The sequence below is a fragment of the Paucibacter soli genome, from assembly GCF_037482845.1.
In the GTDB taxonomy this organism is placed as follows: domain Bacteria; phylum Pseudomonadota; class Gammaproteobacteria; order Burkholderiales; family Burkholderiaceae_C; genus Paucibacter_B; species Paucibacter_B soli.
The window spans coordinates 275,937-295,714 of the sequence record NZ_JBBHJW010000006.1; the positions used below are offsets into that span (position 1 = coordinate 275,937).

Annotated in this window: 19 protein-coding genes; 15 read left to right on the plus strand and 4 right to left on the minus strand. The window is 65.5% G+C overall.

The genetic code is table 11. The annotated features are described in order from the left end of the window. Nucleotides 1-44 precede the first annotated feature (44 nt). From bamA to WG898_RS14565, 8 genes are read left to right on the plus strand one after another with little or no spacing between them, the layout of a single operon-like run. A complete protein-coding gene (bamA, locus tag WG898_RS14530; RefSeq protein WP_339603507.1) occupies nt 45-2,321 on the plus strand; it encodes an outer membrane protein assembly factor BamA in 2,277 nt (758 codons plus the stop codon). Then, on the plus strand, nt 2,321-2,830 hold the full coding sequence (locus WG898_RS14535; RefSeq protein ID WP_285232892.1) for an OmpH/Skp family outer membrane protein: 510 nt from the start codon (nt 2,321-2,323) through the stop codon (nt 2,828-2,830). Before bamA ends, WG898_RS14535 begins: the two co-directional genes overlap by 1 nt. Nucleotides 2,831-2,834: 4 nt before the next feature. After that, nucleotides 2,835-3,884 (plus strand): UDP-3-O-(3-hydroxymyristoyl)glucosamine N-acyltransferase, encoded by a 1,050-nt coding sequence (gene lpxD / locus WG898_RS14540; RefSeq protein ID WP_339603508.1) that lies wholly within the window; start codon nt 2,835-2,837, stop codon nt 3,882-3,884. Next, the gene (fabZ, locus tag WG898_RS14545; RefSeq protein ID WP_339603509.1) at nt 3,881-4,360 is read left to right on the plus strand and encodes a 3-hydroxyacyl-ACP dehydratase FabZ; all 480 of its coding nucleotides are present in this window, start codon (nt 3,881-3,883) and stop codon (nt 4,358-4,360) included. Before lpxD ends, fabZ begins: the two co-directional genes overlap by 4 nt. 13 nt (nt 4,361-4,373) lie before the next feature. Further along, nucleotides 4,374-5,165, plus strand: coding sequence for an acyl-ACP--UDP-N-acetylglucosamine O-acyltransferase (gene lpxA, locus WG898_RS14550; RefSeq protein ID WP_339603510.1), 792 nt, complete (start codon nt 4,374-4,376; stop codon nt 5,163-5,165). 3 nt (nt 5,166-5,168) lie between these two features. Next, nucleotides 5,169-6,320, plus strand: coding sequence for a lipid-A-disaccharide synthase (gene lpxB, locus WG898_RS14555; RefSeq protein WP_339603511.1), 1,152 nt, complete (start codon nt 5,169-5,171; stop codon nt 6,318-6,320). Then, nucleotides 6,289-6,921, plus strand: a complete 633-nt coding sequence (gene rnhB, locus WG898_RS14560) for a ribonuclease HII (protein ID WP_339603512.1) — start codon at nt 6,289-6,291, stop codon at nt 6,919-6,921. The genes lpxB and rnhB overlap by 32 nt, the downstream gene beginning before the upstream one ends. Continuing rightward, nucleotides 6,918-7,700 carry a TrmH family RNA methyltransferase gene (locus tag WG898_RS14565; protein WP_339603513.1) on the plus strand — a complete coding sequence of 261 codons (783 nt, stop codon included), beginning with the start codon at nt 6,918-6,920 and terminating at the stop codon, nt 7,698-7,700. Before rnhB ends, WG898_RS14565 begins: the two co-directional genes overlap by 4 nt. Nucleotides 7,701-7,706: 6 nt before the next feature. Here the strand turns inward: WG898_RS14565 and WG898_RS14570 are convergent, their stop codons facing one another. The 4 genes from WG898_RS14570 to ppsR all read right to left on the minus strand — a co-directional run bounded on the left by WG898_RS14570 (nt 7,707) and on the right by ppsR (nt 11,689). After that, nucleotides 7,707-8,726 (minus strand): 2Fe-2S iron-sulfur cluster-binding protein, encoded by a 1,020-nt coding sequence (locus tag WG898_RS14570; RefSeq protein ID WP_339603514.1) that lies wholly within the window; start codon nt 8,724-8,726, stop codon nt 7,707-7,709. A 7-nt stretch (nt 8,727-8,733) separates the two neighbouring features. Continuing rightward, nucleotides 8,734-9,759 carry a hypothetical protein gene (locus WG898_RS14575; protein ID WP_339603515.1) on the minus strand — a complete coding sequence of 342 codons (1,026 nt, stop codon included), beginning with the start codon at nt 9,757-9,759 and terminating at the stop codon, nt 8,734-8,736. A 143-nt stretch (nt 9,760-9,902) separates the two neighbouring features. Then, a complete protein-coding gene (locus tag WG898_RS14580) occupies nt 9,903-10,850 on the minus strand; it encodes a PaaX family transcriptional regulator (protein WP_339603516.1) in 948 nt (315 codons plus the stop codon). Between the two features lie 17 nt (nt 10,851-10,867). After that, nucleotides 10,868-11,689 carry a posphoenolpyruvate synthetase regulatory kinase/phosphorylase PpsR gene (ppsR, locus tag WG898_RS14585; RefSeq protein WP_339603517.1) on the minus strand — a complete coding sequence of 274 codons (822 nt, stop codon included), beginning with the start codon at nt 11,687-11,689 and terminating at the stop codon, nt 10,868-10,870. 184 nt (nt 11,690-11,873) lie between these two features. Here ppsR and ppsA point away from each other — a divergent pair, with 184 nt between their 5' ends. From ppsA to dnaB, 7 genes are all read left to right on the plus strand, one after another. Next, nucleotides 11,874-14,282 (plus strand): phosphoenolpyruvate synthase, encoded by a 2,409-nt coding sequence (ppsA, locus tag WG898_RS14590; protein WP_339603518.1) that lies wholly within the window; start codon nt 11,874-11,876, stop codon nt 14,280-14,282. 116 nt (nt 14,283-14,398) lie between these two features. Then, nucleotides 14,399-16,480, plus strand: a complete 2,082-nt coding sequence (locus WG898_RS14595) for a sodium:solute symporter family protein (RefSeq protein WP_339603519.1) — start codon at nt 14,399-14,401, stop codon at nt 16,478-16,480. 148 nt (nt 16,481-16,628) lie between these two features. Further along, a complete protein-coding gene (gene rpsF, locus WG898_RS14600; RefSeq protein WP_285235683.1) occupies nt 16,629-16,991 on the plus strand; it encodes a 30S ribosomal protein S6 in 363 nt (120 codons plus the stop codon). A gap of 42 nt (nt 16,992-17,033) precedes the next feature. Next, nucleotides 17,034-17,351 carry a primosomal replication protein N gene (priB, locus tag WG898_RS14605; RefSeq protein ID WP_339603520.1) on the plus strand — a complete coding sequence of 106 codons (318 nt, stop codon included), beginning with the start codon at nt 17,034-17,036 and terminating at the stop codon, nt 17,349-17,351. A gap of 36 nt (nt 17,352-17,387) precedes the next feature. Further along, complete coding sequence (gene rpsR, locus WG898_RS14610; RefSeq protein WP_285232880.1) at nt 17,388-17,678, plus strand: 30S ribosomal protein S18; 291 nt, start codon at nt 17,388-17,390, stop codon at nt 17,676-17,678. Nucleotides 17,679-17,691: 13 nt separating this feature from the next. Beyond that, nucleotides 17,692-18,144, plus strand: coding sequence for a 50S ribosomal protein L9 (gene rplI / locus WG898_RS14615; protein WP_339603521.1), 453 nt, complete (start codon nt 17,692-17,694; stop codon nt 18,142-18,144). Nucleotides 18,145-18,312: 168 nt separating this feature from the next. Then, nucleotides 18,313-19,734: a replicative DNA helicase gene (dnaB, locus tag WG898_RS14620; protein ID WP_339603522.1), complete on the plus strand. Its 1,422-nt coding sequence runs from the start codon at nt 18,313-18,315 to the stop codon at nt 19,732-19,734. Nucleotides 19,735-19,778 lie beyond the last annotated feature (44 nt).

The window sequence follows — 19,778 nt, forward strand, 5'->3', positions numbered from 1 at the left end:
GCTTCCAACGCATGTCCCTATCTCTGTTGTCTAAGCGTTCGCCTATGCGCCCCTCTTTGTTGTCCCTGGCGCTGGCCGCCACGCTGCAATCGGGTGCTGCCTGGGCCGTTGATCCTTTCGTGCTGAAGGACATCCGCGTCGAGGGCCTGCAGCGTACCGACCCCGGTACCGTGTTCGCCAGCCTGCCCTTTCGCATCGGCGACAACTACAACGACGACAAGGGTGCCGCGGCCTTGCGCGCGCTGTTCGCCACCGGCCTGTTCAAGGATGTGCGCATCAATATCGACGGCAGCTCGGTCGTCGTTGTCATCGAAGAGCGCCCCATCATCGCCAACGTGAGCTTCGTCGGCCTGAAGGAGTTCGATACCGAGGCGCTCTCCAAGTCGCTCAAGGACGTGGGCATCGGCGAGGGCAAGCCCTTCGACAAGGCCCTGGCCGACCGCGCCGAGCAGGAACTCAAGCGCCAGTACCTGACGCGCAGCCTGTACGGCGCCGAGGTCACCACCACCGTCACGCCGCTGGAGCGCAACCGCGTCAACGTCGCCTTCACGGTGGCCGAGGGCGAACCCGCCAAGATTGGTGAAATCCGCATCCAGGGCGCCAAGGTGTTCTCCGAGAGCACGCTGCTGGGCCTGCTGGAGCAGACCACCTCGGGCTGGCTGACCTGGTACACCAAGACCGATCGCTACTCGCGCACCAAGCTCAACGCCGACCTCGAGACTCTGCGCTCCTACTACCTGAATCGCGGCTATCTGGAGTTCGCGGTCGAGTCCACCCAGGTGACGATTTCGCCCGACAAGCAGAGCATCGGCGTGGCCATCAGCATCAGCGAAGGCCAGCCCTATACCGTCAGCGCCGTCAAGATCGAGGGTGACTTTCTGGGGCGCGAGGAAGAGTTCAAGCGTCTGATCGCGCTCAAGCCCGGCGAGGCCTACCGCGGTGAAGCGGTGGCCAATACCACGCGCGCCTTCCAGGATCTGTACGGCACCTTCGGCTATGCCTTTGCGCGCGTCGAGAGCCGGCCCGAGATCGATCGTGCCACCGGTCAGGTGGTGGTGACCTTCAGCGCCGAGCCACAACGCCGCGTCTATGTGCGTCGCGTCATCGTTTCGGGCAACACGCGCACCCGCGACGAGGTCATACGCCGCGAGTTCCGCCAGTTCGAATCGGCCTGGTACGACGGCCAGCGCATCAAGAATTCGCGCGACCGGGTCGAGCGCCTGGGCTATTTCAAGGACGTCAATATCGACACCGCCGAGGTGCCGGGTTCGCCCGACCAAGTGGACGTGACGCTCACGCTGACCGAGAAGCCCACCGGCAACATCATGGTGGGTGCGGGCTATTCGAGCGCGCAGAAGCTCTCGCTGACCGGCTCGATCCGTCAGGAGAATGTGTTCGGCTCGGGCAATTACCTGGCGCTGGAGGTCAACACGGCCAAGACCGGGCGTGCGCTGGTGGTGTCCACGGTGGATCCGTATTTCACGGTCGATGGCGTTTCACGCGCGGTGGATGTGTTCTATCGCACCACCAAGCCGCTCAATACGTTGGGTGAGCAGTACGAGCTGGCGTCCTACGGTGGATCAGTGAAGTTCGGCGTGCCGTTCTCTGAGCTGGACACGGTGTTCTTCGGCATCGGCTACGAAATCACGCGCATCACCGCCTCGGCTGGGCTCCCGAACAACTACTTCCTGTTCCGCAACCAGTTCGGCCCCAGCAGCACGGCCGTACCCTTCACCATCGGTTGGGCCAACGACAGCCGCGACAGCGTGATCTCGCCGACAGCGGGCCGCTATCAGCGTGTGAACGTCGAACTCAGCCCCCTGGGCGACTCGCATTTCTGGCGCGCCAATCTGCAGCATCAGCAATACTTCAATCTGACGCACAAGTTCTCGCTGGGCATCAACGGCGAACTGGGCTGGGGCGGCGGCCTGGGTGGTCGACCCTATCCCATCTTCAAGAACTTCTATGGCGGAGGCCTGGGTTCGGTGCGCGTGTTCGAGCCGGGTTCGCTGGGCCCGGTCGACGTGACCGGCTCCTATACCGGTGGCAATCGCAAGTTCAACCTGAACGCCGAGTTCTACGTGCCGGTGCCGGGTTCGGGCAATGACAAGAGTTTCCGCTTGTTCGCATTCATGGACGCGGGTAACGTCTGGGGATCGCATGAGAAGCTGGATTTGGCCAGCGTGCGCTCCTCGGCAGGTGTGGGTATCAGCTGGCTCTCCCCCATGGGCCCGCTGCGTTTGAGCTATGGCGTGCCATTGCGCAAGAAGCCCACAGATAGAATCGAGAAATTCCAATTCCAGATCGGGACTGCATTCTGATGAACAGCAAGCTGTTGAAGACGGTGGCCGCGGCCGCCCTGATGTCGCTGTCGGCCTTCGGCCTGCAAGCGCAAGACCTGAAGATCGGCTACATCAATAGCGAGCGCGTGCTCAAGGAAGCCAATCTGGCCAAGGCCGCCCAGCTCAAGTTGGAAACCGAGTTCGGCAAGCGCGAGAAGGATCTAAAGGACGCCGAAAACAAGCTGCGCGGCGCCGCCGAGAAGCTCGAGAAGGACGCCCCGACGCTGGCCGAGGCCGAGCGCAACCGCCGTCAGCGCGATCTGGTGGAAGCCGACCGCGACCTGCAGCGCAAGCGCCGAGAGTGGCAGGAAGACCTGACCCAGCGCAAGAACGAGGAACTGGGTGCGGTGGTGGAGCGTGCCAATCGCGTCATCAAGCAGATCTTCGACGCCGAGAAGTACGACCTGATCGTGCAGGACGCGCTGCACGCCAGCGGCCGCGTGGACATCACCAAGAAGGTGATCGACGCGCTCAACGCGCAGAAGTAAACCGGTGGCCGCAGTCGCACTGCTGCCCGAACTGATCGCCGCCTTGGGCGGCGATCTTCTTGGTGCGGCCGAATCGCTTGCGGCGACGCGCATCGCCCGCATCGCCACGCTGGAAGACGCCGACGCCGAGTCGATTGCCTTCCTCGCCAACCCGCGCTATGCGGCGCAGTTGGCCGGTACCAAGGCGGGCTGCGTGATCGTGGCGCCGGCGATGGCGGATGCGGCCGTGGCGCGCGCCGAGGGCGTCGCCACGCTGGTGACGCCGGACCCCTATCTTTACTTTGCCCGCCTGACGCAGTGGTGGGCCGCGCGCGGCCGCAGCGGCAGCGTCGCGAGCATCCATGCCAGCGCATTTGTCGATCCCGCGGCCCAGTTGGGTGCGGGCGTCAGCATCGGGCCCTTCGCCGTCGTCGAGGCGGGCGCGGTGATCGGTGACGCCGCGGTGATCGGGCCGCATTGCGTGATCGAGCGCGGTGCTCATGTGGGGGTGGGCTCGCGCCTGGCGTCGCATGTGAGCGTCTACCATGATTGCGTGATCGGCGATCGCTGCATCATCCACAGCGGCGCGGTGATCGGCGCCGACGGCTTCGGCTTCGCGCCCAACCAGGGCCAGTGGGAAAAGATCGAACAGCTGGGTGCGGTGCGGATAGGCAATGACGTCGAGATCGGCGCGCAGACCTGCATAGACCGCGGCGCCCTGGGCAACACGGTGATCGAGGACGGCGTCAAGCTCGACAACCTGATTCAGATTGCCCACAACGTGCACATCGGCGCGCACACCGCCATGGCCGCCTGCTCCGGTGTGGCCGGCAGCACGCGCATCGGTCGGCACTGCATGATAGGCGGCGCGGCCAATATCGTCGGCCACATCACGATTGCCGACCATGTGTTCGTGTCGGCCTGTACCTTTGTCACGCGCTCCATCCACAAGCCGGGCCAGTACACCGGCGTGTTCCCGATGGACGAGAATGCGAACTGGGAAAAGAACGCGGCAACGCTGAAGCAGTTGCACGCCATGCGCGATCGCTTGCGCGCACTCGAGAAGAAATCATGACCAGCCATACCGACCAAAGTGCCGACAAGAGCGGCTTCGACATCCACCAGATCATCAGGATGCTGCCGCATCGCTACCCCTTCCTCTTGGTGGACCGGGTGCTGGAGGTGGAGAAGGGCAAGCGCATCCGCGCGCTCAAGAACGTCACCATCAACGAGCCCTTCTTCCCGGGGCATTTCCCGGTGCGTCCGGTGATGCCGGGCGTGCTGCAGCTCGAAGCGATGGCCCAGGTGGCCACGCTGCTGGCGGTGGTGAGCCTGGACCGCCAGATCGACGACAAGACCATCTGCTACTTCGCTGGCATCGACGGCGCGCGCTTCAAGCGCCCGGTGGAGCCGGGCGACCAACTGGTGTTCGAGGTCACGCTGGAGCGCGCCAAGGCCTCGCTGTTCAAGTTCAGTGGCAAGGCCTTTGTGGGTGCCGAGCTGGCCTGCGAGGCCGAGCTGATGTGCACCATGCGCCGTATCGAAGACTGAGGTCCGGGCGCATATGGCTCGCATCCATCCCACCGCCATCGTCGATCCCAAGGCCCAGCTGGCCGAGGACGTGGAGGTTGGCGCCTATGCGCTGATAGGCCCCCAGGTCACGATAGGCGAGGGCACCCGCGTGGGCCCGCATTGCGTCATCGAGGGCCGCACCCGCATCGGCCGCGACAACCACTTCTACCAGTTCAGCTCGATCGGCGCGATGCCGCAGGACATGAGCCATGGCGGGGAGGTGACCGAGCTGGTGATCGGCGACCGCAACACGGTGCGCGAGTTCTGCACCTTCAACACCGGCACCTTCAAGGAAGAGGGCATCACGCGGGTCGGCTCGGACAACTGGATCATGGCCTATGTGCATCTGGCCCATGATGTGCAGCTGGGCAACCACTGCGTGCTGGCCAATAACGCCACCCTGGCCGGCCATGTGCGCGTGGGCGATTGGGCCACCATCGGTGGACTCACCGGCGTGCATCAGTACGTCAAGATCGGCGCGCACGCGATGATTGGCTTCCAGGGCCATGTGGCTCAGGATGTGGCGCCCTATATGACGGCGGACGGCAATCCGCTGGCGGTGCGCGCGGTGAACCTCACCGGCCTGCGCCGGCGCGGCTTCAGCAACGAGCGCATCGCCGTGATACGGCAACTGCACAAGCTGATCTTTCGCAGCGGCCTGACGCTGGAACAATCCATCGCCGCCTTGCAGTCCCTGCAGGCCGAGCAGGGCGCTGAGTCTGCGGCCGATGTGCAGCTGATGCTGGACTTCATGGCCGGCTCGACACGCGGCCTGGTGCGCTGAGCGATGGCTGATGAACCAGCACCGCGCCTCGGGCTGGTGGCCGGCGAGGCCTCTGGCGATCTGCTGGCCAGCCTCTTGATCCAGGGCCTGCGCCAGCGCTGGCCGGCGCTGCGCACCCAGGGCATAGGCGGGCCGCGCATGCAGGCCCAGGGCTTCGAGGCCTGGTGGCCGTCCAGCAAGCTGTCCATCTTCGGCTATGTGGATGCGCTGCTGAATATCCGCGAGCTGCTGAGCATCCGCCGTCAATTGGGCAATCGCCTGCTGGCCGAGCGGCCGCGCGCCTTCGTCGGTGTGGATGCGCCCGACTTCAATTTCGGCCTGGAGACGCGGCTGCGTGAGGCCGGCATCAAGACCATCCATTTTGTCTGCCCCTCGATCTGGGCATGGCGCGGCGAGCGCGTGCACAAGATCGCCAAGGCGGCCGACCATGTGCTGTGCCTGTTTCCCTTCGAGCCCGAGATCCTGCACAAGGCCGGCGTGGCCGCGACCTATGTCGGCCATCCGCTGGCCGACACGATCCCGCTGCAGCCACCCAGGGCCGAGGCCCGCGCCGCCCTTGGCCTGGCCGAGGGCGACACCGTGGTGGCCCTGCTGCCCGGCAGCCGCCGCAGCGAGCTCGCCTACATTGCCGAACCCATGCTGCATGCCGCGCAACTGATGCGGCAGGCCCGGCCCGAGCTGAAGTTCATCGTGCCGGTGGCGCCGGGGCTGCGCGAGCTGCTGCAGCCCATGGTGGAGCGGCTTGGTCAGGGCCTGAATCTGACGCTGCTGGAGGGGCGCTCGCACGAGGCCCTGGCGGCCTGCGACCTTACCCTGGTTGCCAGCGGCACTGCCACGCTGGAGGCGGCGCTGTTCAAGCGCCCCATGGTGGTGGCCTACCGCATGCACGCGCTGAACGCCTGGCGCATGCGCGGCAAGAACTACCTGCCCTGGGTGAGCCTGCCCAATGTGCTGGCGCGCGAATTCCTGGTGCCCGAGCTGCTGCAAGAGGCCTGCACGCCCAAGGCGCTGGCGCGCGAGGGCCTGGCCTGGCTGGCCGATGCCGAGCGCTATGCACGCGTGCAGGCGCGCTTTCACGAACAACACTTGCTGCTGCGCCGCGATACGGCGCGGCTGGCCAGCGATGCGATCGCGCAAGTCCTCGCCGATGCCTGAGCTGCCGACCCAGCTCGGGCTGGTCTGGGACGTGCCTGGCCTGATGGCCGGCGTGGACGAGGCCGGCCGCGGCCCGCTGGCCGGGCCGGTGGTGGCCGCCGCGGTGATCCTCGATGATCAGCAGCCGATTGCCGGCCTGGCGGACTCCAAGGTGCTGACCGAGAAGAAGCGCGAGCGCCTGTTCGACGAGATCCGTGCCAAGGCCTTGTGCTGCTGCATCGCCGAGGCCAGCGTGGCCGAGATCGATGAACTCAACATCCTGCAGGCCACCATGCTGGCGATGCGCCGCGCGGTGGAGGGCCTGCGCCTCAAGCCCGCCAAGGTGCTGGTGGACGGCAACCGCCTGCCGGTGCTGAAGATTCCGGCCGAGGCCATCGTCAAGGGCGATGCCAAGGTCAAGGCGATCTCGGCCGCCTCCATCCTGGCCAAGGTGCACCGCGACCGCCTCTGCCAGCTGATGCACGAGCAGCATCCCGAGTACGGCTTTGCCACCCACAAGGGCTATCCCACCGCCGACCATCTGGCCGCGCTGCGCGAGCATGGCGCCACGGCCTGGCATCGCAGGAGTTTTGCGCCGGTTCGCGAGGTTTTGACGACATGACGAGCCCCAACGTTCTCCACATCACCTCGCGCGACAACCCGGTGCTGCAGCGTCTGCGCAAGCTCGCCGCCGACGCCAACGCCTACCGCAAGCTGGGCAGCATCTGGCTGGAGGGCGACCACCTGGCGCGCGCCGCGCTCGCGCGCGCCTACCCGATCACGCTGGCGGTGGTCACCGAGACCGCCTACGCCGAGGCGCCGCTGCGCGATCTGGCCGACGCCGCGCCGCGCGTGCTGGTCGTGCCCGAGGCCTTGTTCAAGAGCATCAGCGGGCTGGAGTCGCCGGCGCGCATCGGTTTCGAAGTGCCTTACCAGGCGGGGCAAGACCTGAGCCCGGGCCTGGACTCGGTGGTGCTGGACCGGCTGCAGGATGCCGGCAATGTGGGCACCATTCTGCGCAATGCCGGCGCCCTCGGCTTCAAGCAGATCCTGGCGCTCAAGGGCACAGCGGCACTCTGGTCGCCCAAGGTGCTGCGCGCCGGCATGGGCGCGCATTTCGGCCTGCGTCTGGTCGAGGGCCTGGCGCCCGAAGACCTGGACCGCCTCGGCGTGCCCCTGGTGGCCACCAGCTCGCATGCGGCGCAGCAGCTGCACCAGCTGCGCCTGCCCAGCCCCTGCGCCTGGGTGATGGGCCACGAGGGCCAGGGCGTGCAGCCGGCCCTGATGCAGCGCTGTGCGCTCACCGTGGGCATTCCACAGCCGGGCGGTGAGGAGTCGCTCAACGTCGGCAGCGCGGCGGCGATCTGCCTGTACGAATCGGCGCGCCAGCGCCTGGTCTGAGGGTCTTCAGCCCAGGCGCTGCGACATAAAGCGCTCGTGGTGCAGCAGCGAGGGCTGCGCACCCAGGGCGAGCGCGGCGCCGATGCAATCCTCGGTGAAGGCCGTGCTGCCGGCCACGAACACGCTGTGGGCCGAGAGGTCCGGGAACAGGCCGGGCAAGAGTGCGGGGATGCGACCCTGCAGCAGCCCCGGCCTGGCCTCGCCGGTGAGGGTGAGCTTCCAGCTGAAGTTGCGGTGCATGCGCGACCAGTAGCTCAGCCGCCCCAGGGCATAGCAATCCTCCTCGTGGCGCGCCGAAAACAGCAGGGTCACCGGCTTGCGGTAGCCGCGCTTCAAGGCCGCCTCGGTGAGCGAGAGCAGGGGTGCCAGGCCCGAGCCTGCCGCCAGGCACAGCACGGGGGTTTCGGCCTTGGGGTCGCCGATGAAGCTGCCATAGGGGCCGGACAGCGAGAGGCTGGCGCCTATGCCGACCTCCTCATGCAGCCAGTTGCTGGTCAGCCCGCCATCGACGCGGGTCACTTGCAGCGTCAGGCAGCCATCCTGGCGCGGCGCGTTGGCCAGTGAATAATGCCTTGGCGTAGCGCCCGGCCTGGGCGCACAGACGGCCACATACTGGCCCGGCCAGAAGCGCAGCGGCGCGCCCAGCGGCATGAGCTGGAATTCGGCGATGCGCGGGGTGCGCTGGATCTTCTCCACTACCACATAGGGCATGGCCTCGCGCGGCGGAAAGAGCTTGGGCGAGGCATCGGCCGAGCCCCATTCGATCACCAGCTTATCGGACAGGGGCTTGGCCATGCACATCAGGCCATAGCCCTGCTTGCGCTCCTCCTGCGACAGGGCCATGTCCATCACAAAGCCCTGGTCGAACTGGCCCTCCAGCACGCGCACCTTGCATTCGCCGCAGGCGCCGGCGCGGCAGTTATTGGGCAGGGCGTAGCCGCCCCGCTCCAAGCTCATCAACACCGTGTCGCCATCGGCCACGGGAATGCTCTGGCCCGAAGGCGAAAGGGTGATGGTCTTGCTCATGTGCCGCTCAGAACACCGGGATGATGTCTTTCATGTCCACATCGCGCACCTCTTCGCCGGAGATGCCCACCTCGGGGATGGCGGGGAAGGGGATGCCGTACTTGTCCAGCACGCCCTTGAGGTTGAGCATGGCGTTGCGCCAGTTGTCGCGCTTGGCCTCGTACTCGGGGATGTAGAAGCCGGCGTTGCGTGCCACGGCCTCGATCTCGCGCTGGTTGGGGATGAAGTCCGGGCCGATGTCCCAGAAGTCTTCCGGCGGCTCGAACAGCACGCCCGAGAGGAACAGGAAGCCGGCGCGTATCTGCTTGGTGATCAAGGCCTTGTCCGACAGATCCATCTTGGGATAGTCGCGCTCCATCAAGGCCATGCAGATCGCCATATGCCGGCCCTCGTCGCGGCCCACCTTGCGGAAGCCCTCCTGGAACACCGGTTCGGTGCATTTGGCGGCCATCTGGTGAAAGATGGTGGCCGCTGCGATCTCGCCCATCAGGAAGGAGCTGAACAGCACGGCCAGGCTGTACTTGGGCACGGCGTTCTTGTAGCCGTTCCAGTAGCGGCCGCCATTGTGATAGAGCCAGTGCGCGTTCTTCCAGGCCTTGCGGCCGATCTCGGTCTTGGGCTCGTAGCTCAGCGGGTCCGGATGCTCCAGCAGCTTGGAGATGGCCAGGCCGCAAAGCTGCTCGTGGTTTTGCTCGTCGCGGGTCACCGAGAAGAAGCAGCGCCGCACGGCGTCCTCTTCATGGGCCTCGTAGGTCTTGATGAAGGCTGCGGCAAATACCGGCGGGGCCGAGGCGTCAAACACCGAGAGCAGGGTCCACCAATAGGCCATGGCTTCGCGCTCCTCCCATGTATAGCGCGAGGCGTCGAAGGTATCCCAGGGCAGCTTCTTGGGGTCCCAGTACTCGCGCTGCGAGGCGTCCCAGACCTCTTCCAGCTTGGCCGTCTCATTGCGCCAGCTCAAGGGGTAGACATTGGGCTGCACCGTGGCGGGTGGCAGCTCCATGGTGTGGGCAATCCGTTCGTGGTGTGACATGGCCGTCTCCAGATGTTGTGGGGCTCAGGCCGTGTTGTGCTTGTGGACCTGATACAGAAAATGGTATGCAAATGCACATCTGTATCATATTGACCTGCATCAGGGGATTTTGGGGCCGGCTCTAGGGCTTTCCCCTGGCGCGCTCAGGCCGTTTCGAGCAGGCCGCCGAAGCGCTGGAAGAAGTAGGGGGTGAGCGGCGGCACAAAGCCGGACTCGGCCTCCAGCAGGGCCAGTACATGGGTGTCCGCCGCGCGGTGCAGCTGCCGGTAAAGCCTGGCGGACAAGGCATAGGCCTGTGCGCCCGGCCAGCCGCGGGGCAGCAGGGCGGCGGGCAGCTGCGGGTCACGCAGCTGCACGCGGCGCAAGGCATGGATCAGCAGCGTGCGTGCCAGCAGGGCCGGTCCGGCAGGGATGGGCTGGCCGCTGGCCCGCGCCTGCTCCAGGCTGGACAGCAGAGGGGAGAAGCGTTGCACGAAGCGGCCATAGTCCTGGGCCAGGCGGGTCAGCGGCCAGGCCTTGGCGGCAAACTCCTGCAGTGAGCGGCCATGCAGCGGCGCTATTTCCGTGGCCGCCAGCACAAAGACCTGGTCGCGCAGGCCCAGCCGGTGCAGGATGCCGGCCAGCGCATCGCGCCGCGGCGAGGGGTGGCCCAGCACACCCTGGCCCAGCGCCACAAAGCCCTCCCAGGCCAGCTCGCGGCGCATCTGTAGCCGGGCCGGCGCGGCCTCCACCCCCGCTTGCATGACGAGCAAGGTCCACTGGCCATCCCAGCCTTCTGGCGTGGTCGAGTAGATGCGGCTGTGGGCCTGTTCGAAGCGGCTGAAACCTTCGGGTGTGAGCTGGTATTCGCTGCGCCGGCCCTGGCGATTGGCGCGCAGCCAGCCATCCTGGGTGAGGCGGTAGACGCTGGTGCGCACCAGTCGCTCGTTCAGCCCCAGCGGCTCGGCCAGGCGGATCAGGCTCTTGAGCCAGAAGTGGCCGCCAAAGGGTGCGATCGAATCGCCCAAGAGGGTGGTGATCAGGGACTGGGCGTTGAGCCGCTCGCTGGCCAGGGTCTCGGCAATCCAGTCGCTCAGCGACGGCGCAGTCATGCTCAAGTGGGGCGTCGTCAGTAGATCAGCCGATCAGGGCGGATGTCGCGCAGTATGGTGGTGGCGATCTCTTCGATCGACTTGTGCGTGGACGAGAGCCAGGAGATGCCATTGCGCTTCATCATCGCCTCGGCCTCGTTGATCTCGTAGCGGCAGTTCATCAGGTCGGCGTATTTGCTGCCCGGGCGCCGCTCGTTGCGGATCTGCGAGAGGCGCTCGGGGTCGATGGTGAGGCCGAAGCATTTCTTCTTGTGCGGCTCCAGCATCGAGGGGATCTTGCTGCGTTCGAAGTCCTCGGGGATGAGCGGGTAGTTGGCTGCCTTGATGCCGTGCTGCATGGCCAGGTAAAGCGAGGTCGGGGTCTTGCCGCTGCGCGATACCCCAACCAGTATCACATCGGCCGATTCCAGGTTCTTGGCCGACTGGCCATCGTCATGCGCCAGCGAGAAGTTGATCGCCTCGATGCGGTCGTGGTACTCCTGGCTGCGCGCCACATCGGAGAAGCGCCCGACGCGGTGGTTTGACTTGACCTGGAACTCCTCTTCCAGGGGTTCGATAAAGGTGTTGAACATGTCCATCACCAGGCCCTTGCAATGCTCGCGCACGATCTGCAGCACCTCGCGATTGACCAGGGTGGCAAACACGATGGCGCGCTGGCCTTCCTGCTCGCCCAGTTGGTTGATCTCATGCACCACCTGGTAGGCCTTCTCGGCCGTATCCACAAAGGGGCGGCGCACATGACGGGGCTTGCCGGGAAACTGGGCCAGGATGGAGTTGCCGAAGGTCTCGGCCGTGATCCCGGTGCCGTCCGAGACAAAGTACACGGTGCGATTGGGCATGGCGCTGGGGCTTTGAAGTACGGGTTTCCATCATAGAAGCACATCACCGTAGAATCGGCCGCAGTTTTCCCGCTTGAGCGATGCACGGCCTCATGAACCCCCTCTACCTCCCAGAAGAATCCAGAAATGGTGGGGTGGGTGCCTGCGCGGGAGCCCCGGTTTCACAACATCACGGAGTTTCCCCATGTCTTCTCGCTTTGATGCGGCCGCCCTGGTCGTTCCCTTTGAGAATCTGAGAATGAGCGACGTCGAGGTGGTTGGCGGCAAGAACGCCAGCCTCGGCGAAATGATCTCGCAACTGGCCGCCTCGGGGGTGCGTGTGCCCGGCGGCTTTGCCACCACGGCCCATGCGTTCCGCGAGTTCCTCAAGTACGAAGGCCTGGACAAGCGCATCGAAGAGCGCCTTGCGACGCTCAATACCGACGACGTGCGCGCGCTGGCCGAGGCTGGCGCCGAGATCCGCGGCTGGCTGGAGGCGCAGCCCTTTCCGGCCGATCTGGAAGCGCAGATCCGCGCCTCCTTCGCCAAGCTGACCGCCGACAACCCGGGCGTGTCCTTTGCCGTGCGCTCCTCCGCCACCGCCGAAGACCTGCCCGATGCCTCCTTCGCCGGCCAGCAGGAAACCTTTCTGAACGTGGTGGGCATCGAGGAGGTGCTGCACAAGATGAAGGAGGTGTTCGCCTCGCTCTACAACGACCGCGCCATCAGCTACCGCGTGCACAAGGGCTTTGCCCACGCCGAGGTGGCGCTGTCGGCCGGCGTGCAGCGCATGGTGCGCTCCGATCTGGGTTCGGCCGGCGTGATGTTCACCATCGACACCGAGTCGGGCTTCAAGGACGTGGTCTTCATCACCTCCAGCTACGGCCTGGGCGAGACGGTGGTGCAGGGCGCCGTCAACCCCGACGAGTTCTATGTGCACAAGCCCGCGCTGCAGCGCGGCAAGCTGCCCATCATCCGCCGCAACCTGGGCTCCAAGCTGATCCGCATGGAGTTCGCCTCGCCCGAGGAAAAGGCCGCGAGTGGCAAGCTGGTGAAGACCGTGGACACCGCGCCCGAGCAACGCAACCGTTATTCGCTGGCCGATGCCGAGGTGGTGGAACTCGCGCAGTACGCGATGATCATCGAGCAGCATTACCAGCGGCCGATGGACATCGAGTGGGGCCGTGACGGCGTGGACGGCAAGCTCTACATCCTGCAGGCCCGCCCCGAAACGGTGAAGAGCCAGGCCGAGGGCCAGGTCGAGCACCGCTACAAGCTCAAGGGCCACAGTGCGGTGCTGGCCGAAGGGCGCGCCATTGGCCAGAAGATCGGTACCGGCCCGGTGCGCCTGGTGCACAACATCGCCGAGATGGAGCGGGTGCAGCCGGGCGACATCCTGGTGACCGACATGACCGACCCGAACTGGGAGCCGGTGATGAAGCGCGCTTCGGCCATCGTCACCAACCGCGGCGGCCGCACCTGCCACGCCGCCATCATCGCGCGTGAGCTTGGCATCCCGGCGGTGGTGGGTTGCGGTGACGCGACCGAGAAGCTCAAGGACGGCCAACTGGTGACGGTGGCCTGCTCCGAGGGTGACACCGGCTACATCTACGACGGCCTGCTCGAGACCGAGGTCAGCGAGGTGCATCGCGGCGAGCTGCCCTACTGTCCGATCAAGATCATGATGAACGTCGGCAACCCACAGCTGGCCTTCAACTTTGCGCAAATGCCCAGCGCCGGCGTGGGACTGGCCCGGCTTGAGTTCATCATCAACAACAATATCGGCGTCCACCCCAAGGCCATCCTCGACTATCCCAATATCGACGCCGACCTGAAGAAGGCCGTCGAGTCCGTGGCGCGCGGCCACGCCTCGCCGCGAGCCTTCTATGTGGACAAGCTGGCCGAGGGCATCGCCACCATCGCCGCGGCCTTCTTCCCGCGCCCGGTGATCGTGCGGCTGTCGGACTTCAAGAGCAACGAGTACCGCAAGCTGATCGGTGGCTCGCGCTACGAGCCCGACGAAGAGAACCCGATGCTGGGCTTCCGCGGCGCCTCGCGCTATATCAGCGGCGAGTTCTCGGACGCCTTCGCGATGGAATGCGAGGCCCTCAAGCGCGTGCGCAACGACATGGGGCTCAGCAACATCGAGATCATGGTGCCCTTCGTGCGCACGGTGCGCCAGGCCGAGCGCGTGGTGGATATGCTGGCCGAGCGCGGCCTCAAGCGCGCCGCAGCGGGTGGCACGGACGGCCTGCGCGTCATCATGATGTGCGAAGTGCCCAGCAACGCCATCCTGGCCGAGCAATTCCTGGAACATTTCGACGGCATGTCGATAGGCTCCAACGACCTGACCCAGCTGACCCTGGGCCTGGATCGCGACTCCGGCCTGGAGCAGCTGGCGGGCGATTTCGACGAGCGCGACTCGGCGGTCAAGGCCCTGATCTCGCGTGCCATCACCGCCTGCCGTGCCACCGGCAAGTACATCGGCATCTGCGGACAGGGCCCCAGCGACCATCCGGACTTCGCCGACTGGCTGGCCTCGGAAGGCATCGTCTCGATCTCGCTCAACCCCGACACCGTGATCGAGACCTGGCAGCGCCTGGCCAAGCGTTGAGCATCGACAGCCCGGCAAGGAGGCGGCCCGCGGGCCGCCTTTTTTGTGCGCGAACTGTGGCGTGATGCGGGTAGTCGGGGATGCGCGGTGGCGTGGCCCTCAAGCATCATCGCCGCATGGCAATCATGGACTTGGCGGCAGCATTCAAACGCAGGCTCGGGCGTATCTATGGCGCCTACACCCTGGGCTTTTGCGTGCTGGTGCTGGTGCTGGCTGTGCTCGAGCATTGGGGCATGCCCAAGACCTGGATAGGCTTTTGCTTCCTGGCCGTGACGGTGGGCGTGTATGCCGGCATCGGCATCTTCACCCGCACCACCGATCCCGACGAATACTATGTGGCCGGCCGCCGTGTGCCGGCCTTCTACAACGGCATGGCCGCCGGCGCCGACTGGATGAGCGCAGCTTCCTTCATCGGCCTGGCGGGCACCCTGTATCTGACCGGCTATGGCGGGCTGGCCTTCGTGCTGGGCTGGACCGGCGGCTTCTGCCTGGTGGCCCTGCTGCTGACGCCCTATCTGCGCCGCTTCGGTCGCTTCACCATCCCCGACTTCCTGGCCGAACGCTATGACAGCCAGACGCTGCGCCTGCTGGGTGCGCTGGCCGCCATCCTGATCTCCTTCATCTATGTGGTGGCGCAGATCTATGGCATCGGCCTGATCACCACCCGGCTCACCGGACTGACCTTCGAAATCGGCGTGTTCGTCGGCCTAGGTGGAGTGCTGGTGTGCTCCTTTCTGGGCGGCATGCGCGCCGTCACCTGGACCCAGGTGGCGCAATACATCATTCTGATTGCCGCCTACCTGGTGCCGGTGGTGTGGCTCTCGATCAAGCAGACCGGCGTGCCGGTGCCGCAGGCGGTATATGGCTACCAGGTGCAGAAGATCAGCGCACGCGAGCAGGAGCTGACCAAAGACCCGGCCGAGTTGCAGGTGCGGCAGTTCTACGCCCAGCGCGCCATCGAATACGGGCAGAAATTGCAGGACGTGCCCACCGCATTGGCGGCGGAGCGCACCCAGGCGTCGCGGCACATTGCCAAGCTCAAGGCCAGCGACGCGCCGCTGGCCGAGATCCAGGCCGCCGAAAAGCGCCGCGCGGCCCTGCCCAAGACGGTGGCCGAGGCCGAAAGCCAGTGGCGCCGTGCCAAGGCCCAGGACGAGTTGCGCGCCCGGCCGCTCTCGGGCATGCCGGCCCATACCCAGCCGTTTGCGGGCGACCCGGAGGGCGATGCCGGCCAGCGGGAAAGCTTCGACGTCTCGCGCCGCAACTTCCTGGCCCTGGTGTTCTGCCTGATGCTCGGTACGGCGGGCCTGCCACACATCCTGGTGCGCTACTACACCACGCCCTCGGTGGGCGAGGCGCGCGCCTCTGTGGCCTGGTCGCTGGGCTTCATCGGCCTGCTCTACATCACCGCGCCGGCGCTGGCGGTGATGCTCAAGTTCGAGGTCTTCAATGGCCTGGTGGGCACACCGATCGCCGATCTACCCGCCTGGGTGGGGCAGTGGATGCGAGTGGATGCGGGCCTGCTGTCGATCAACGATGTGAACGGTGACGGCATCCTGCAGTTGGGCGAGTTGCACCTGGGCAGCGACATCATCATGCTGCTGGCACCCGAATTGGCCGGGCTGCCCTATGTAGTCTCGGGCATGGTGGCGGCGGGCGGCCTGGCCGCGGCGCTTTCGACTGCAGACGGCCTGCTGCTGACCATCTCGGCATCGCTTTCGCACGACATCTATTACCGCATCGTCAACCCCGGCGCCAGCAGCACCCGCCGTGTCACGCTCTCCAAGGCGCTGCTGCTCGCCACGGCATTGAGCGCGGCCGCGGTGGCGGCGCAGCGGCCGGCCGATATCGTGCTGTTGGTTTCGGCGGCGTTCTCGCTCGCCGGCTCGACCTTTGTGCCGGTGCTGGTGCTGGGCATCTTCTGGCAGCGGGCCAACAAGCAAGGTGCGCTGGCCGGAATGCTGATCGGGCTGGCGGTGTGCGCCTACTACATGGTCAGCGCCGATCCGGGCCTGCGGCGCAGCCTGGGCATTCCCGGTGCCGCCGAACTGTGGTGGGGCATCCAGCCGATCTCGGCCGGCTTGTTTGGCATACCGGCGGGCACGGCGGCCCTGGTGCTGGTGAGCCTCCTGACGCCCGCGCCGCCGGCGTCGGCGCGGGCCCTGCTCGCTCGTTTGCGCGCGCCAGACCCGCGCTGAGGCGTGCACCGGGTCGAGCGCATTTGGGCCTTTGGGCATTTCGCGCTACAATCGTAGGCTTTCCCTTGCCGTGCCCATGAGTTTGACGCTGGGGCCCGGCTTCCACAGCGCGGGAATTATCCCGTGCTGGAATCCACAAGGAGTGTTTATGCGTCACTATGAGATCGTTCTGCTGATCCATCCGGATCAAAGCGAACAAGTTCCGGCCATGCTGGAGCGCTACAAGGGCCTGATCACCGCTGGCGGTGGTGTGGTCCACCGTGTTGAAGATTGGGGCCGCCGTCAACTGGCTTACCTGATCCAGAAGCTGGCCAAGGCGCACTACCTGTGCCTGAACATCGAATGCAGCAAGGAAGTCCTGGCTGAGCTCGAGACCGGTTTCCGCTTCAACGACGCCGTGCTGCGCCACCTGACGGTGGTCAAGCCCAAGGCCGAGACCACGCCTTCCGTGATGATGAAGGCTGTGGAGCGTGAGGAAGCTCGCAAGGCTCCTCAGGAAGCTACTGCCTAAGTTGGGTGATCAAGCGAGTGTTCCTGTGAAGCGCGGTCGGCTGTGAATCAGCTCCTATTGCTCGCGCAGATACAGGAACTCGGTCTACTCAGATACACGCCTGCCGGATTGCCGGCCCTGGACATCGTGCTCAAGCATGATTCCACGGTGCAAGAAGCAGGCGGCCCCCGCAAGGTCTCCATGGAGCTCAAGACGGTGGCAATCGGAGAGATGGCCAGGCGCGTTCAGGCACTGGGTGTTGGTGGAAATGCCCGCTTCGGCGGCTTTCTGGCAGCCCAACGCAACGGTCGTGGAATCGTCTTCCACGTCACCGAACTGGCAGCGCAAGAGGCCGAGGCCGTCACTCACTCGCGCACCTGAATCTGTATCCGGATTGAAAAGTTAAGAGGTCACACTATGCCCCCAGCACGTGGTAAAGGTCGGTTCTCCAAGGACCGCAAGCCCAAGCGCAATCAACAGTCGCTGCTGTTCCGCCGCAAGCGTTTCTGCCGCTTCACCGTCACCGGTGTCGAGCAGATCGACTACAAGGACATCGACACGCTGCGCGATTTCATCAGCGAAAACGGCAAGATCACGCCCGCTCGCCTGACCGGCACGCGCGCCTTCTTCCAGCGTCAGCTGACGGTCGCCATTAAGCGCGCCCGTTTCCTGGCCATGCTGCCCTACAGCGACCAGCACAAGGTCTGAGGAGTAACCCAACATGCAAATCATCCTGCTTGAAAAGGTCGCGAACCTCGGCAACCTGGGCGACGTCGTCAAGGTCAAGGACGGCTACGCTCGCAACTTCCTGATCCCGACCCGCCAGGCACGTCGTGCCACGGCCGCCGCTATCAAGGAATTCGAAGCCAAGCGCGCTGAGCTCGAAAAGGCTGCCGCCGAGAAGCTGGCCGCCGCTCAAGCCCTGGGCGACAGCCTGTCCGGCAAGACCGTGCGCATCAGCCAGAAGGCTGGCGTGGACGGCCGTCTGTTTGGCTCGGTGACCAACGCCGACATCGCCGAAGGTCTGACCAAGATGGGCTTCGCCGTGGCCAAGTCGCAGATCCGTCTGCCGAACGGCCCGCTGAAGGCCGTGGGCGAATTCGCCGTGAGCGTGGCTGCACACACCGATGTGGTGGTGGAGATCTCCGTTCAAGTCGTCGCCGACGCAGAGTAATTTCCCCGATGCGTTTGCGGCTCGAAAGGGCTGCAATCAGAGAAAGCCGAAGGCTGCCAAGCCCTCGGCTTTTTTGCCTTTTGGGGGTAGAAGTTGTCCCGCGCTACCCCCAGGCACTGAACAGTTTCTCCACAGACTTGTCCACAGCGGCGTTTGGAACCCGAGACCATGTCAGCGATCATTTCTCCCAACTCCGGATCCTCCGATCGCAGCGATGACGAGGTGTCGCGCCTGCGCGTGCCACCGCACTCGGTGGAGGCCGAGCAGAGCGTGCTCGGTGGTTTGCTCATCGACAACAGCGCCTGGGACCGGGCCGGTGATCTGCTGTCCGACAGCGATTTCTACCGTTTCGAGCACAAGCAGATCTTTGCTGCGGTGGGCAAGCTCATCAATGCCGGCAAGCCGGCCGACGTGGTGACGGTGTTCGAGGAGCTGACCTCGCTGGGCAAGGCGGCCGACTGCGGCGGCCTCAAGTACCTGAATGACCTGGCGCAAAGCGTGCCCAGTGCCGCCAATCTGCGCCGTTATGCGGAAATCGTGCGCGAGCGCGCCATCCTGCGCAAGCTGGTCAGCGCCAGCGACGAGATCGCCACCGCGGCGCTCGCGCCGCAGGGGCGCGCAGTGACCCAGATCCTCGACGAGGCCGAGGGCAAGATCTTCCGCATCGGCGAGGAGGGCTCGCGCAGCCGCCAGGGCTTCCAGAGCATGGACAACCTGGTGGTGCAGCTGATCGACCGCGTCAACGAGCTGGCCGAAAACGGCGCCGAGGACGTGACCGGCGTGCGCACCGGCTTCTTCGACCTGGACCGCATGACCGCCGGCCTGCAGCCCGGGGACCTGATCGTGCTGGCCGCGCGCCCCTCCATGGGCAAGACGGCTTTTGCGGTGAACATCGCCGAGAACGTGGCCATCAACGAGGGCCTGCCGGTGGTGATCTATTCGATGGAAATGGGTGCCGCCCAGCTCGCCCTGCGTATGGTGGGTTCGATCGGACGCATCGACCAGGGCCATCTGCGCACCGGCCGCCTGGCCGACGACGAGTGGAGCCGGCTCTCCGAAGCGGTGGACAAGCTCGGCAAGTCCAGCATCTTCATCGACGAGAGCCCCGGCCTCTCGCCCAGCGAGGTGCGCGCGCGCGCGCGCCGCCAGGCCCGCATCTGCGGCAAGCTGGGCCTGATCGTGATCGACTATTTGCAGCTGATGAGCGGCAATGGCGGCAACGAGGAAAACCGTGCCACCGTGATCGGTGAGATCTCGCGCGGACTCAAGGCCCTGGCCAAGGAGCTGCAGTGCCCGGTGATCGCGCTGTCGCAGCTCAACCGCTCGGTGGAAACGCGGCCCGACAAGCGCCCGATGATGTCCGACCTGCGCGAATCCGGCGCCATCGAGCAGGATGCCGACATCATCATGTTCATCTACCGCGACGAGTACTACACCAAGGACGAGTGCAAGGAGCCGGGTGTGGCCGAGATCATCATCGCTAAGCAGCGTAACGGCCCGGTGGGCACGGTGAAGCTGGCCTTTCAGCGCATGCACACCAAGTTCGAGAACCTGGCACCCGGCTACAGCGGCGGCGGCGACGAGTACTGAATCACCCTGGCGCTGGCAAAGAATGGCATGCTGTATGAAAATAC